Origin of the sequence: Fodinicola acaciae (genome assembly GCF_010993745.1) — a bacterium.
Taxonomy (GTDB): domain Bacteria; phylum Actinomycetota; class Actinomycetes; order Mycobacteriales; family HKI-0501; genus Fodinicola; species Fodinicola acaciae.
In genome coordinates, this window is the sequence record NZ_WOTN01000001.1 from 2,501,582 (window position 1) to 2,514,815 (window position 13,234).

A 13,234-nucleotide genomic window follows, 5' to 3' on the forward strand; every position below is an offset into this window, starting at 1 on the left:
TTACTTGATGGTGCCCAGAAATCGCTTCCACGCGTCTGAGCTGAACCCAAGCACGGGGCTCGTCTCACCGAGTTTGGTGTCTCGTACAAAGGTCCGCGTGGCCTTGGTGGCCACCTCTACGCATTCACCCCCGTTGTTTCCTGAGCGCGTGCTCTTACGCCAACTAGACGACATTGCGGAACTCCCTTTCTGCCGCCGCCAATAGGTCGTGGGACCGCTTCTGGTCGAGTGCGAGCTGTTCAAGGTCCTGAAACTGTTTCCGGTATGGCTCTACTTCATGCGGTTTCTCGTGGTAAATCGCTCCGTTCGTACCGTCCTGGTAGACCGTTTGTGGCTCCGAGTTTTGCGGGAACGAGAGGATGAGGAAGCCACCGAGCATCGCCGCATGGACGCCAGCACTAAACTGCAAGACGCGGCGACACGCTCACCGACGAGGAGATCGCCGCGCTTGTCGAGACGAAGGCCCCGCTGATCCGGCTGCGTGGGCAGTGGGTCGCCGTCGATCCCGACCAGCTCAAGCGTGGGCTGCAGTTTCTCAAGCGGGAGAACAGAAAGAAGCGGCAGACGAAGACAGCGGCCGAGATCCTCGCGCTGGCCGCCACCCATCCCGACGACATCGACACGCCGCTGCCGGTGACCGACGTACGGGCCGACGGCTGGCTGGGCGACCTGCTGTCCGGCACAGCCGCCCAAACACTCGAAGAGGTCGATCTGCCGCCCAACTTCGAGGCGACGCTGCGGCCATACCAGAAGCGCGGCCTGTCGTGGCTGGCGTTCCTGTCCTCCCTCGGCCCGGGCGGTTGCCTGGCCGACGACATGGGGCTGGGCAAGACAGTGCAACTGCTGGCGCTGGAAGCCGTTTATCGAAGCCAAAATCCCGACGCCAAGCCAACCCTGTTGGTGTGCCCGATGTCGCTGGTCGGCAACTGGCAGCGCGAGGCGGCGAAATTCGCGCCGAGCCTGCGCGTGTACGCCCATCACGGCCGCGAGCGGCTCCGCGGCGACGCCCTCGCGGAAGGGCTGACCGAAACGGACCTGGTCGTCACGACGTACGCGACCGCCGTTCGCGACATCGACGACCTGACCTCGTACGACTGGGAGCGGGTCGTGCTGGACGAGGCGCAGGCCATCAAAAACAGCCTGTCCCGGTCGGCGAAAGCGGCAAGGCAACTGCGCGCCGGTCATCGGGTCGCGCTCACCGGTACGCCGGTCGAAAACCGGCTCGCCGAGCTGTGGTCGATCATGGAATTCCTCAACCCGGGCATGCTCGGTTCGTCGGAGCTTTTCCGTACGCGCTATGCGATTCCGGTGGAACGTTATGGCCAGACCGCGCCGGCGCAACGACTGCGGACCGTCACTCGGCCATATATTCTGCGCCGGCTGAAGACCGACCCGGCGATCATCGACGACCTGCCGGAAAAGATCGAAATCAAGCAATATTGCCAGCTCACGACCGAGCAGGCCTCGCTTTACCAGTCAGTCGTCGACGACATGATGGAGAAAATCGAGAACACCACGGGCATCGAGCGCCGCGGCAACGTACTTGCCGCGATGGCCAAGCTCAAGCAGGTCTGCAACCATCCGGCCCAGCTGCTGCACGACCGATCCTCGGTCGGGCGCCGGTCCGGAAAGGTGATCCGACTCGAGGAAATCCTCGATGAGATCATCGCCGAGGGCGACAAGGTGCTGTGCTTCACCCAATACACCGAGTTCGCCGAGATGTTGCTGCCACATCTGTCCGCACGTTTCCGTACGGACATCGCATACTTGCATGGTGGTACGCCGAAAAAGCGGCGCGACGACCTGGTGAGCAGGTTCCAGTCGCCGGACGGCCCGGCGATTTTCCTGCTGTCGCTCAAAGCCGGCGGCACCGGCCTCAACCTGACCGCCGCCAACCACGTTATCCACCTCGACCGATGGTGGAATCCCGCAGTGGAAAACCAGGCCACCGACCGGGCTTTCCGGATCGGCCAGAAACGCAACGTACAGGTGCGCAAGTTCATCTGCACCGGCACGCTCGAAGAGAAGATCGACGACATGATCGAGGAAAGAAGGCGCTCGCCGACCTGGTGATCAGCGACGGCGAAGGCTGGCTGACCGAGCTGTCGACCCGCGAACTACGCAACCTCTTCACCCTCTCGGAAGGTGCCGTCGATGAGTGACTGGTTCCCACCGCCGTCGCGCCCGCTGGCCGTGGAAGGCGGCATCAAGGCCCGCAGCGCACGCGGCGCGATCGGGCAGACCTGGTGGTCATCGCGCTTTGTCGAGGTCCTGGAGGGAATAGGCCTCGGCAACCGGCTGCAGCGCGGGCGCAGCTATGCCCGGAAGGGGCAGGTGCTGTCACTGGAGGTCAGCGCCGGATCGGTCACCGCTCTCGTCCAAGGCAGCCGGCCCCGGCCCTACCGGACGCGCATCGGCATCACCGCGTACGGCAAGCGCGACTGGAGCGAACTGGAACGTACGCTGGCAAACAATGCCTGGTACGCGGCCAAAATGCTCGCCGGCGACATGCCCGAGGACATCGAGGACGTGTTCGCCGAGCTCGGCCTGTCGCTTTTCCCGGCGGATGCCGCGGAACTGTCGATGGACTGCTCATGCCCCGACTGGGAAGTGCCCTGCAAACACCTCGCCGCGGTTTTTTATCTGCTGGCCGAAGCCTTTGACGACGACCCGTTCCAGATCCTCGCGTGGCGCGGCCGCGCCCGAGAGGACCTCCTTGACAACCTCCGCGCCACCCGTACGTCCGGCCCGCCGGCCGCCGACGCCGACCGCCGCGGCACTCCCCTGTCCGAGTGTCTGGAGTCCTATTTCGCCCGCCAGTCCGACGTCGTCGTCGCTCCGGCCTCGCCTTCACCCAGCCTCCTTGACGACCTGCCCCCTCTGACCGTCACCATCCGCAACCAGTCGCTCGTCGACCTCCTCCGGCCCGCGTACGTCGCGGACTAGGATCGCCTGCGCCGCAGGATCCGGTGTCAGACAGGACGAGGGTGCCGAAGCGGGTTTTCGCGCGTTTGGCGACACGTCGGGTCGAGATGAGGTCGAACGCGCCGCCGATGACTGCCCCGACAACAGGAACGATCTTGGTAGCGCTGGAGCTGGCGACTCGCGATGCGATCGCACCCGCGGACTTGCCTGCGGCCAACCGCGCGGCGCTGCGTCGAGCCGCCGCGGCTTGGACTCGCGGCAGGATCACGCCGGCCGCCTTCGTACCAGCGGTGACACCACTGCTTCGAGCGGTCGTGGTCTCCGTCGTGCCCCAGACACACTCCCCGACAGCTGCCCGTACGTCGGAGTCGGCCAGGTCATGACCGTAGACGTGAGCGATGGCGGCGGCAAGGCGCGCCTGCACCATGAGAGCGGCCGCAAGACCGACAGGCGCGCCCAAAGCGGCGGTCGCGATCCCTCCAACGCTGGTGACGGCCCCTTGGAGCGCGGCATGGCCGCTCTGCGTCATCGTCAGCCGGTCGATCACCTGCTCCGCCGGAACGCCTCGCCGCACCAGCGGCGCGGCCAGCGCGACGGCCCCACGAAACGGACCCACACCGTCGATACCGATCTCGACGGCACGCCCCAACCACGACCGGAACACCCCGGCGACCGGCCCGGCCACCACCTCGCTGACTACACCAGCCACCACCATCACCCCCTGGAACGGTTGATGCGCCTACTGCTTGTCGCCGCCGGTCACACCGTCGACGAATCCGCTGACCTTCCCGGTCACGTTGTCCAGCGCGTCCTTGCCTTTGGCCTTGAGCTGCTGGCCCTGCCCTTCGGCCTCGGTGCGGCTGTCGCCGGTGACCTTTCCGAGCACCTCTTTGGCCTTTCCGGCCAGTTCTTCGGCCCGGTTGCCGATGTTCTCTCCCAGACTCATGACGTGCACTCCCCTCGACTTTCGTTGGAGTCCGCTCTACGTGACACCTGCTCAGACACGCCCGCGCCGCCAACGTCACGGTCGGATCCATGTGTCAAAGGCCACGATCGATACCGCCCCGGCGCCGGGATCTGGCGTCAGACAGGATGGGTTGGTGGAGCAGGGGTCATTCGCGGAGTATCTGGCCGGGCTGGACGAGGCGGCACTGACAGAGGTGCTGCGGCGGCGTCCGGATGTACGGGCAGAGCCGGTGCCCAGGGGGTTCGTGCAGTTGGCCGAGCGGCTCAGCGGCCACGAATCGCTGGGCGCGGCGATGCGCGAGGTCGACCGGGACGCGGTGACCGTCAGCCGGGCTGTCGCGGCACTGGGCGGGAGCTCCAAAACAGCAAGCGTGGCGCGGATGCTGGACGCACCCGAGGAAAGCGTACGGACATCGGTGGCCGAGCTGTGCGCTCGCGGCCTCGCCTGGACGCACGAGGGTGTGGTGTCACTGCCGGAGCCGCTGGCGGCGCACTGGTTGGCGGAGATCGGCGGTGGGCGGCCGGCGGCCACGATCGCGAAGACGGCGTACGCGGATGACCTGCGCGCGACGGTCGCGGCGCTCGGTGTCGACACCGATGGGCTGCGCAAGGTTGAGCTGGTGGACAGGCTGTCCGAAGCGCTGACGGATGTCCAGGCGCTGGCGAAGATCCTCGCGGCGCTGCCAAGATCGGCGCGCGACGTCCTCGACTCGATGCGGCACAACCAGGGCCGCGATTACTACTTCTACGGTGCCGGCATCGACAAGCGGATCCAACCGCTGCGGGAGGCCGGCCTGGTCATCAAGCTCAACCACGGATGGGAGCTGCCGCAGGAGGTCGCGGCCACGGCCTGGCTGGCCGACCAGGGTACGGCGTTGACCGGGCGGCCGGACATTCCGGTCGCGGCGACCTCGCCATCGCCGGTGCACACCACCGCGGTGCGTACGGTGACCGGCCTGTTGGACGACGCCCGGTCGCGGCCGATCGCCGCGTTGAAGAAAGGCGGCGTGGGTGCGCGGGAGCGGTCGCGGCTGGCGGCGCAGCTCGCTGTCGACACCGAAGTCGTCTCACTCGCCATCGACGTCAGCTACGCCGCCGGCCTGCTCGGGCGAGCGGACAGCGGGTACGCGCCGACCGAGGCGTACGCCCAATGGCGCGACGCCGAGCCCGCGCGGCAGTGGGCCGAGCTGGTGATCGCCTGGTTCACCCTGGAGCTCGCGCCGACCAGCCGCGAGACGCAGGACGACAAGGAGTGTCCGCCACCGCTGCCCCTCGCGTCCGGAGCAGGCATGATGCGGCGGGCACTGCTGCGCGCCGCGGCCGGCGGACGGTCGGTCACGGCGGCTGGCCGGCAGATCGACTGGTTCTGTCCACTTCACGGCTATGACGCCGGACAGTCGCGGCAAAAACTCGCCGCAGCCGTACGCGAGGGCGAAGTGCTCGGCATCATCGCCGCCGACACGTTGACCGATGGCGGCGAGCAGCTGGTCGCCACCAAGGACGCGCCAGAGCAGCTGGCCGGTCGGGTCGCGGCGGCGTTTCCGGACGCGGCGTGCAAGGTCATCCCGCAGTCGGACCTCACCGCCGTCGTGTCCGGCCAGCCGAGCCTGGCGGTTTCCCGACTGCTGACCGCCGCCGCCGTACGCGAAACCCATGGCGCGGCAAGCATCTGGCGTTTCAGCGCCGACAGCGTACGAGCGGCCCTGGACGCCGGCTGGACCTCGGACGACCTGCGTGCACAGCTCGCCGCGATCGCCGACCGGCCGCTGCCGCAACCGCTGGACTACCTCATCGCCGACGTCGGGCGGCAGCACGGCCACGTGCGGGTCCGCAGCGTACGCTCGTGCGTCATCGCGGACGAGGCGACAGCGGCCGAAATGCTGCACACCCGCAAACTGGCCAAGCTTCAGCTGGCGCTGCTCTCTCCCACCGTGCTCGCCAGCACCGCCGAACCCGATGACGTGCTGACCGTGCTCCGGGCCGCCGGTTTCGCGCCAGTTGCCGAAGACGCCACCGGCGCCGTCATCGTCCAGCGCCCGGACGACCAGGAGGCTGCCGGAAAGGCAAGCAGGACAGCAATTCCCGGCCGCGCGCGGGTCGAGGCCACCGAGCTCGCCGCGCGACTGCTGGCTGACCCGCACGGCGCGAACTCCGCGACCACCGACACCTACCGGCAGCTGGCCAACCTCAACTCACAGCTCACCGAGGCAGAGCTCATCCTGTTGGCCGACGCGCTCGACGAGAAACACGACATCCTGATCAGCTATCGCGACAAGAACGGCACTCGCAGCTGGCGGGAAATCCAACCACTCCAACTGTACGGCCGCTGGCTGACCGCCTGGTGTCACCTCCGCAACGGAGAACGCGACTTCACCGTCGCCAACATCGGTTCGGTCGCGCCAGCCTGACATCCACCGATTAGGCGGCCGGTGAGTGGCTGAGGATGGAGGTGAGGAGGGTGGTGGCGTCGTGTAAGGCGGAGAGGGAGATGCCGGTGGGGATGTCGCGGGAGTCGAGGTGGCGCACCAAAGTCGCCGTGTCGAGGTTGCCGGCGGCGCCTGGGGCGAAGGGGCAGCCGCCGAGGCCGCCGAGAGAGCTGTCGAGGCCGACGATGCCGAGGCCGGCGACCGCATCGACACTGTCGAGGGCTTGGCCGGCGGTGTTGTGCAGGTGCAAGGAAAGCTCGACATCAGGGTACGCGGAGCGGACGGCGTCGACGGAGCGGCGGACGTGGTCCGGAGTGGCGGTGCCGAGGGTGTCGGCGAGGCTGATTCGGCGCAGGCCGGCGGAAAACAGGCGGCCGACGACCCAGAGGAGGCGCGCGGCTGACAGCACGCCGTCGTACGGGCAGACAAATGCCGTCGACACCGCGCCGACCAGGTCAATGCCGGGCAGAGAGGCGACCGCTTCGTCGATCTCGTCGAGCGCTTTTTCGGTGGTACGTCCGGCGTTCGCCGCACTGTGACCTTCGCTTGCGGACACCACGAGCCGCAGCTCGTCCAGCTGGCAATCTCTGGCGCGCAAGGCACCGCGTAGATTCAAGGCGATGCCACTGATCCGTGTGCCAGGCCGCCGACCAAGCGCGGAAAGCAAGGACTCGGCGTCGGCCATCTGTGGCACGCGATGTCTCGACACAAATGACACAGCCTCGATTTCGCGTACGCCGGCGTCCACAAGTGCGTCGAAGATCCGCACTTTGTCCACAGTGGACACGATGACCGGCTCGTCCTGCAGGCCGTCGCGCAGCACGACGTCGGTGATCCTCACGAAATCACTCCTTCCGCACGCAGATCGGCCAGCTCGTCGGCTGAAACGTCAAGCAGGTCGCGGAAAACCTCGTCGTTGTGCGCACCGAGCTCCGGCCCCGGCCACCGCATCCGCCCTGGCGCGGCCGGAATTTTTGGCACCACGCCAGGAAAGCGTACGGGCCGGGACGAGCCGTCGACCTCGACCTCGTGGGTCACGAGCATGCCGCGCGCCTGGAAGTGCGGGTCGGCGGCGATCGCGCTGGCGTCGTTGACCGGACCGGCCGGCACGCCCGCTTGTGTCAACACGTCGAGGACCTCCTCGACTCGGTGATCAGCGGTCCAACCAGCGATGATCGCGTTCAGCTCGTCGGAACGCCGGCCGCGGCCTGGACCGTCGGCCAGATCAGGATCGTCGGCCAGGTCGGGCCGGCCGATGGCGCGCATCAGCCGAGCGAAAACGGCGTTCGCGTTGCCGCCGATCACCACCCAATGGCCCTCCTTGCAAGGAAAAACGCCGGAAGGTGCCACACCCGGCAGGTTGCCGCCGGTACGCTCACGCACGACGCCGTAAGCGTCATAGTCCGGCACCAACGACTCCATCAGCGAGAAAACCGCCTCATACAAGGCAACGTCGACGATCGGCACGGCCTGCCTGTTGCGAACGCGTGCCAACATCGCCATCAGCGCGCCGATCACCGCGTAGAGACCGGCGACCTCGTCACCGATGCTGGTCGCCGACCGCGACGGTGGACTGGCCGGATCGCCGGTGACGTAACGCAAACCGCCAAAGGCCTCGGCGACGCCGCCGAACCCGGCCCGATCCGCGTACGGACCGGTCTGGCCATAGCCGGAGATCCGCACCAGCACGAGCTCCGGATTGACGGCCTGCAGCTGCGTCGGCCCGAGGTTCCACCGCTCCAGCGTGCCGGGACGGAAGTTTTCCAGCACCACATCGCATTTGGCGACCAGCTTACGGATCAGCCGCTGCCCGGCGGACTTGCGCAGGTCGAGCGTCACCGATCTCTTGTTGCGTCCGATCGTGCGCCACAGCATCGACGTGCCGCCGCGCAGCGACCGCCAGCCGCGCAGCTCGTCGCCACCACCAGGTCGCTCGACTTTGATCACATCGGCACCGAAATCCGCGAAGACCCGGCCGGCGAACGGGGCGGCGATGAAGTTTCCCAGCTCCAGCACACGGATGCCGTCGAGCGGACCGGTCATCGCGCGTTCACGGTTTCCAGCGCCCGACCGGTCGTACGCGGCCCGAACAAGCCGACCACCAGCGACACCAGCACCATCGCCGTGGCGACGATGATGAACATCGCGCCGGCGCCGGCCGCGTGCAGCACCGGCACCAGGATGAACGGCATCGCGGCCGTGCTCAGCCGCGACAGCGCGTATGTGCCACTCGATGCGGTGGATCGCAGTGCTGTCGGGAAAATCTCGGCTTGGTAGATGTGGAACGCGTTCGAGAAGACATTGCTGACGACCGTGTAGAGGAAGCCGAACATGAGCACCAGGACGGCCGATCCGGAATAGCCGAAGGCGAGCCCGAAGGCGCCCATGGCGAGCACGGCGACCGTCACCAGATACTTCCGCTCAAACCTTTCCACCAGCGGCAACGAAATCAGCGACCCGATCGGATAGCCGAGGAAGGTCAGCGCGCTGAACAGCAGCGACTGGACGATCGGATAGCCCTTGGCGGCGAGTACGAGCGGCACGAGCGTGCCAAAGCCGTAATAGCCGAATGTCTGCAGCAGGTGGAAAACGGTCATCATCCAGGTGCGGCGTGCGTACGGTGGGCGGAAAAGCACGCCGATCCGCTGGTCGCCAGCTGGCGTGGCCGGCTCGTCGGCGACCGGCTTCGCCAGCTCGGCACCGGTCGCGCGAGCCTCGTTTTCGAAGCGTTCGGCGACTTTCTCGGCCTCGGCCGTGCGCCCGACCGACTCCAGCCAGCGCGGCGACTCCGGCAGTGAGCTGCGCAGGAACAGTACGATCACCGCGCCCACTGCGCCGAAGACAAACATCCACCGCCAACCGGCGATGCCGAGAGGCTCAAGCGGCACCAGGCCGCGCGCCAGGAATCCGGCCGCCGGCACGCCGAGAAAGCCAAACGTGTAGGCCCAGGCGATGTACGCGCCGCGGCGGCGAGCCGGCAGCAGGTCACTGAGATAGGTGTCGGCGAGCGGCGGCTCGGCGCCGATGCCAATGCCGGCAAGGAAACGGGTGACGACCAGCATCGCCGGACCCGGGCTGAAGGCGCCGACAAAGGAAAACAGCGAATAGATGCCGAGGTTGAGCAGAAACGCGCGGCGCCGGCCGAGCCGGTCGCCGAGCCGGCCGAGGATCAGCGCTCCGAGGAACATGCCGATGAACGCCGAGGCCAGCAGGATCGGAGTTTCGGCTTTGCTGAGGTGAAACTCCTCGACCAGGACGCTGCTCAGCACACCGGCCAGAAACACCTCGTACAAATCGAAGAACAGGCCGAGCCCGACGGCGACGGTGGCGAGTCTGTGCGTACGGCCGATCGGAAGGCGGTTCATCCGGGCCGCGATCGTCGGCTTGACCACGCTGGAAGTCATCTGCCACCACCTTGACTTTCCAAATAATGGGAAATACATTCCACTATGTGACAGCGACCATAACCGGCGTCGGCGTGCTGGACAAGGGTGTGGCGATCCTCGACCTGGTCGAGCTGCGGCCGGCTGGGGCCAGCGAGCTGGCACGCGCGATCGGGCTGTCGGTGTCGACCGCACACCGGCTGGCCAACGCGATGGTCACGCACGGTTTGCTGAGCCGTGACGAGGCTGGTCTCTACAGCCTCGGCCCGCGGTTTGCCACGTACGCGTTGGTCGAGGTCAGCCGGCCGGTGCTGGCCGAGCTGCGCGACCGCACCGGCGAGTCGGCGCAGCTTTGGGTCCGCCGCGGCGATCACCGGCTGTGTGTCGCGGCCGCCGAGTCACCCGCCGAGCTGCGCGCCGGCCTGCCGGTCGGCACGTTGCTGCCGCTGCCGCTCGGTTCAGCCGCGCACGCGCTGCTCGGCGAGGCCGGCGCGGCCGGCTGGGTCGAGACCGTCGGCGAGCGCGCGACCGGCATCGCGTCGATCAGCGCACCGGTGCGCGTGCACGGCGAGGTCGTCGCGGCGATCTGCCTGTCCGGTCCGATCGACCGGCTGTGCCCGCGGCCCTCAGACCACTACGCCGGCGTGGTCGTCGAGGCGGCCCGGCGCGTCGAGACCGCGATGTCGGCGTAGTTGGACACCTCGATCAGATTGTCGTCGGGATCGCGAAAATAGACCGAGGTGATCTCCCCCAACGCGCCTGTACGCCGCACCGGTCCCTGCTCGATCTCGACACCGCAGGCGGCCAGATGGTCGATGACGGCGTCGATCGGCGTACGCGCGATGAGGCACACGTCCGCCGAGCCTGGCGTCGGCCGCAGCGCCTTCGGCTCGAACTCCTCGCCGGCCTGATGCAGATTTATCTTGTGCTGGCCGAAATGCAGGGCCTTGCGGCCGTAGAAGGTCTCCGGCCGCATGCCGAGCACGTCGACGTAGAACCGCTCGGTCCTGGCCAGGTCGGCGACGGTCAGCACCAGGTGGTCGAGGCGCTCCAACTCGATCGAGGTCATAGCACTCGCTTATCACACGGTCCCGTAAGCGCGCTTGGCATAACTCAGTGACACGTGGACAATACGGAGAGTGGGTGACGATCCGCGCGACCGGATCCCCGACCGGGCTGGTGGGATGGCATGCCGTGGGACCAACGCCCGCCACACATCCAGCAGGAGTACGCGCGTGCCGAATTCGACCGCGGTGAGGACGCTCGGATCTATCGCGGACGGAGCGCCGAAACACGCGGAACTTCGTATAATCGCATACTTTCAGGCGTTCATTCAACGACCCGATCAGCAACACCGAGGATGGCAGTTGGAATCGATCGCCGCGGCTTTTCCCATCTCCGAAACGCTCATCATCGGCGGGGACATCGAAGAGGCCGAGGACTCCGGCGAGCCGGTGGCTCCAGGCGTCCGCGAGCGCCTGCAGGCCGAAGCTCGTGTCATGCATGCGTCCAAGGCCGCGCATGCTGCGCTCGATCCAGATCCGGTCGAAGCCGTTGGAGCGACGATTTATCAGGCTTTCGCCGCCATACCGGAGAAGGAGCTGCTGCACCTGCTGGACGGCGAGCTCGGCGTCCGGCTGGTCGGAATAGCGGTCAGCGCGTCAGGTGCTCGGCGCGTACGGCGGCGACGAAGGCACGCCAGGAAGTCGGCGGTACGGCCAGAATCGGGCCTGCCTGGTCCTTGGAGTCCCGGACGCCGATCGTACGGTGAAAGGCGCCGACCTCGACGCATTCGCCGGTGCCACTACTACGGCTGCTCTTCCGCCAAACCGCGACGGCGAGGTCGGTCATCAAGCAACTCCTTGGCGGCCATTCGGACTCGCATCCGCGACTCCTCTTCGTTCAGAGCCGCGGCCCGCAAGTGATCGAACGCAATTTTACATGCTTGGAGTTGCGCATCGTCCTCGACGAAGATCTCACCGACAGGCGTGTCGACGTAAACCACATCCTCGTGCGTCGGACTTGGAAACTCGAGGATCGAGAACGAACCGAGCATTCCGACATGTGCGCCGGCTTCGCTAGGCATGACCTGCAAAGTCACGATTGGAAGCCGCGACATCTCGGCCAAGTGGCGAAGCTGCGCGCTCATCGTCTCTACGCCGCCGGTTGGCCGGTGCAGGACGGCCTCGTCCACGATGACCCAGAGCGATACACCATCCTCGCGAGTGAGCCATCGCTGCCTTTCAAGCCGTAGGCCGGTAACGCGATCGACCTCTTCCTCAGCGAGCTCCGGCCGAACCATTCCGCGAATGACCGCTCGCGCATAGTCCGGCGTCTGAAGGAGTCCGGGCACGAGTAATGGCTGGTAGGTCAGGATGGAGTTGGCCTCGTTTTCGAAGGAGATGTATTCGAGGTACTGCGCGGTGATCGAGTCGCCGTACGGTGTCCACCAGCCGCGTTGATCGGCATCGCGCGCGAGCTGCGTCAGCGCGTCGCGTTCGTCGGGATCGACGCCGTACGCGTCGCACAGGGCTCTCACGTACAGCGGCTTGATCTTGATCTGCGCGTTCTCCAGCCGGCTCAGCGTCGACTTGCCGACATCGCACACCGCGGCCACGTCGTCGGCGGTCATGCGTGCGACCTCGCGGCGCTGCTTGAGTACGGCGGCGAGCCGGCGGCGGCGCAGCGACGGTGTCGGACCGGTGGTCGGCGAGGTGGTCGACTTTGTCATGATCGGCATCCTAGCGATGCTACGACCATCCATGCCACGCAAATGCGGAGAGGGATATTGCGCTTTGCGCAGATGCACAGCATCATGTGATGGCACCGTCACACAACCGGAGGTCCCGTGGCCGAGGAAATCACCGACTTTCGCATGGAGCGCGTCCGCCAGCACATGCGTGACCTGCGCTTTGTCGCCGACTGCGCGTCCAACGAGCTGGAGTTGGCGATGCGCCACGCGCACACGCTCGGCATGTCCGTGCAGGAGATCGCGCACCACTGCCTGATCAGCGTCGACGACGTACACCGCAAGCTCGACGAGCTCAACGCGGTCGCGACTCCGGAGTACGACGAGTCGATCACCTGGACTCTGACGTACCGCTGAGACCGGCCACCGCGGCCGCCGCACAACACGCCACCGGCAGCAGCAGCGCGATCGTCAGCAAGCTGCCGGTGGCGATGACGCCGATCGCCGCCGGTCCAACGAACACGCCGGCGCGCTGGTCGACGGATTCATCTGCCACTGCGATCTGCGTGGCGATCCGCGCGTCGACATCGCGATGGATCGTGGCGTACCCCGTCGTCATCGTGGACGGCCCGCGCCGTGATGGAGCCGGTCATGTCACGATCGACGACCGCGCGGCGGCGGCGCTTGCTGCTCGGCACGTGCTGGAGCTGGGACACCGCGATCTCGCTGTGATCGCGTCGGCGCTGGTGCCGGACGGGTTTGCCGGTCAGGCCGATGCGGCGCGGCAGGAGGCGTGAGTACTACGTGGCAGGAGCGGCTGCGGGGTTATCGAGACGAGGTGGAGG

Annotated in this window: 16 protein-coding genes and 1 pseudogene; 6 read left to right on the top strand and 11 right to left on the bottom strand. The window is 66.9% G+C overall.

Annotation, left to right across the window (positions count from 1 at the left end; translation table 11 throughout):
* Both GNX95_RS44260 and GNX95_RS44265 read right to left on the bottom strand, forming a co-directional pair.
* The gene (locus GNX95_RS44260; protein ID WP_163507093.1) at positions 1 to 174 is read right to left on the bottom strand and encodes a DUF397 domain-containing protein; all 174 of its coding nucleotides are present in this window, start codon (positions 172 to 174) and stop codon (positions 1 to 3) included.
* The gene (locus tag GNX95_RS44265; RefSeq protein ID WP_425483878.1) at positions 164 to 409 is read right to left on the bottom strand and encodes a Scr1 family TA system antitoxin-like transcriptional regulator; all 246 of its coding nucleotides are present in this window, start codon (positions 407 to 409) and stop codon (positions 164 to 166) included. Before GNX95_RS44265 ends, GNX95_RS44260 begins: the two co-directional genes overlap by 11 nt.
* Before the next feature lie 8 nt (positions 410 to 417).
* Here GNX95_RS44265 and GNX95_RS11600 point away from each other — a divergent pair.
* Both GNX95_RS11600 and GNX95_RS11605 read left to right on the top strand, forming a co-directional pair.
* Positions 418 to 2,162, top strand: a pseudogene (locus tag GNX95_RS11600) (DEAD/DEAH box helicase); the annotation flags it as partial.
* Positions 2,155 to 2,946 carry an SWIM zinc finger family protein gene (locus GNX95_RS11605; protein ID WP_163507094.1) on the top strand — a complete coding sequence of 264 codons (792 nt, stop codon included), beginning with the start codon at positions 2,155 to 2,157 and terminating at the stop codon, positions 2,944 to 2,946. The pseudogene GNX95_RS11600 and the gene GNX95_RS11605, both read left to right, overlap by 8 nt.
* Here GNX95_RS11605 and GNX95_RS11610 read toward each other — a convergent pair.
* On the bottom strand, positions 2,888 to 3,634 hold the full coding sequence (locus tag GNX95_RS11610; protein WP_163507095.1) for an EcsC family protein: 747 nt from the start codon (positions 3,632 to 3,634) through the stop codon (positions 2,888 to 2,890). The two genes, GNX95_RS11605 and GNX95_RS11610, sit on opposite strands and share 59 nt — an antisense overlap.
* A 30-nt stretch (positions 3,635 to 3,664) precedes the next feature.
* On the bottom strand, positions 3,665 to 3,871 hold the full coding sequence (locus tag GNX95_RS11615) for a CsbD family protein (RefSeq protein ID WP_163507096.1): 207 nt from the start codon (positions 3,869 to 3,871) through the stop codon (positions 3,665 to 3,667).
* Between the two features lie 154 nt (positions 3,872 to 4,025).
* Here GNX95_RS11615 and GNX95_RS11620 point away from each other — a divergent pair, with 154 nt between their 5' ends.
* Positions 4,026 to 6,299 carry a helicase-associated domain-containing protein gene (locus GNX95_RS11620; RefSeq protein WP_163507097.1) on the top strand — a complete coding sequence of 758 codons (2,274 nt, stop codon included), beginning with the start codon at positions 4,026 to 4,028 and terminating at the stop codon, positions 6,297 to 6,299.
* A gap of 10 nt (positions 6,300 to 6,309) precedes the next feature.
* Here GNX95_RS11620 and GNX95_RS11625 read toward each other — a convergent pair whose 3' ends face one another.
* The 3 genes from GNX95_RS11625 to GNX95_RS11635 are packed head-to-tail and all read right to left on the bottom strand — an operon-like array spanning position 6,310 to position 9,721.
* Positions 6,310 to 7,158, bottom strand: coding sequence for a hydroxymethylglutaryl-CoA lyase (locus tag GNX95_RS11625; protein ID WP_163507098.1), 849 nt, complete (start codon positions 7,156 to 7,158; stop codon positions 6,310 to 6,312).
* On the bottom strand, positions 7,155 to 8,360 hold the full coding sequence (locus GNX95_RS11630) for a CaiB/BaiF CoA transferase family protein (protein ID WP_163507099.1): 1,206 nt from the start codon (positions 8,358 to 8,360) through the stop codon (positions 7,155 to 7,157). The genes GNX95_RS11625 and GNX95_RS11630 overlap by 4 nt, the downstream gene beginning before the upstream one ends.
* The gene (locus tag GNX95_RS11635; RefSeq protein ID WP_163507100.1) at positions 8,357 to 9,721 is read right to left on the bottom strand and encodes an MFS transporter; all 1,365 of its coding nucleotides are present in this window, start codon (positions 9,719 to 9,721) and stop codon (positions 8,357 to 8,359) included. Before GNX95_RS11635 ends, GNX95_RS11630 begins: the two co-directional genes overlap by 4 nt.
* Positions 9,722 to 9,768: 47 nt before the next feature.
* Between GNX95_RS11635 and GNX95_RS11640 the strand changes: the two genes are divergently transcribed.
* Positions 9,769 to 10,392: an IclR family transcriptional regulator gene (locus GNX95_RS11640; RefSeq protein ID WP_246281573.1), complete on the top strand. Its 624-nt coding sequence runs from the start codon at positions 9,769 to 9,771 to the stop codon at positions 10,390 to 10,392.
* Here the strand turns inward: GNX95_RS11640 and GNX95_RS11645 are convergent.
* The 3 genes from GNX95_RS11645 to GNX95_RS11655 form a co-directional block, all read right to left on the bottom strand.
* Positions 10,335 to 10,769 (bottom strand): VOC family protein, encoded by a 435-nt coding sequence (locus GNX95_RS11645; RefSeq protein ID WP_163507102.1) that lies wholly within the window; start codon positions 10,767 to 10,769, stop codon positions 10,335 to 10,337. The two genes, GNX95_RS11640 and GNX95_RS11645, sit on opposite strands and share 58 nt — an antisense overlap.
* Positions 10,770 to 11,353: 584 nt before the next feature.
* Positions 11,354 to 11,551, bottom strand: a complete 198-nt coding sequence (locus tag GNX95_RS11650; RefSeq protein ID WP_163507103.1) for a DUF397 domain-containing protein — start codon at positions 11,549 to 11,551, stop codon at positions 11,354 to 11,356.
* Entirely contained in the window at positions 11,508 to 12,440 is a 933-nt protein-coding gene (locus GNX95_RS11655; RefSeq protein WP_163507104.1) for a helix-turn-helix domain-containing protein, read from the bottom strand. The genes GNX95_RS11650 and GNX95_RS11655 overlap by 44 nt, the downstream gene beginning before the upstream one ends.
* A 108-nt stretch (positions 12,441 to 12,548) precedes the next feature.
* On the opposite strand from GNX95_RS11655, the gene GNX95_RS11660 reads away from it, so the two are divergent.
* A complete protein-coding gene (locus GNX95_RS11660) occupies positions 12,549 to 12,806 on the top strand; it encodes a hypothetical protein (RefSeq protein WP_163507105.1) in 258 nt (85 codons plus the stop codon).
* Here GNX95_RS11660 and GNX95_RS11665 read toward each other — a convergent pair.
* On the bottom strand, positions 12,781 to 12,945 hold the full coding sequence (locus GNX95_RS11665) for a hypothetical protein (protein ID WP_163507106.1): 165 nt from the start codon (positions 12,943 to 12,945) through the stop codon (positions 12,781 to 12,783). The two genes, GNX95_RS11660 and GNX95_RS11665, sit on opposite strands and share 26 nt — an antisense overlap.
* Positions 12,946 to 12,955: 10 nt before the next feature.
* On the opposite strand from GNX95_RS11665, the gene GNX95_RS11670 reads away from it, so the two are divergent.
* Positions 12,956 to 13,186: a type 1 periplasmic-binding domain-containing protein gene (locus GNX95_RS11670; protein ID WP_163507107.1), complete on the top strand. Its 231-nt coding sequence runs from the start codon at positions 12,956 to 12,958 to the stop codon at positions 13,184 to 13,186.
* The last annotated feature ends 48 nt before the right edge of the window (positions 13,187 to 13,234 follow it).

Bases quoted from the DNA above. Each gene is read 5' to 3' on its own strand.
- GNX95_RS11650 (WP_163507103.1), bottom strand. From the start codon at position 11,551: ATGACCGACCTCGCCGTCGCGGTTTGGCGGAAGAGCAGCCGTAGTAGT.
- GNX95_RS44260 (WP_163507093.1), bottom strand. From the start codon at position 174: ATGTCGTCTAGTTGGCGTAAGAGCACGCGCTCAGGAAACAACGGGGGT.
- GNX95_RS11645 (WP_163507102.1), bottom strand. From the start codon at position 10,769: ATGACCTCGATCGAGTTGGAGCGCCTCGACCACCTGGTGCTGACCGTC.
- GNX95_RS11615 (WP_163507096.1), bottom strand. From the start codon at position 3,871: ATGAGTCTGGGAGAGAACATCGGCAACCGGGCCGAAGAACTGGCCGGA.
- GNX95_RS11655 (WP_163507104.1), bottom strand. From the start codon at position 12,440: ATGCCGATCATGACAAAGTCGACCACCTCGCCGACCACCGGTCCGACA.
- GNX95_RS11635 (WP_163507100.1), bottom strand. From the start codon at position 9,721: ATGACTTCCAGCGTGGTCAAGCCGACGATCGCGGCCCGGATGAACCGC.
- GNX95_RS11630 (WP_163507099.1), bottom strand. From the start codon at position 8,360: ATGACCGGTCCGCTCGACGGCATCCGTGTGCTGGAGCTGGGAAACTTC.
- GNX95_RS11605 (WP_163507094.1), top strand. From the start codon at position 2,155: ATGAGTGACTGGTTCCCACCGCCGTCGCGCCCGCTGGCCGTGGAAGGC.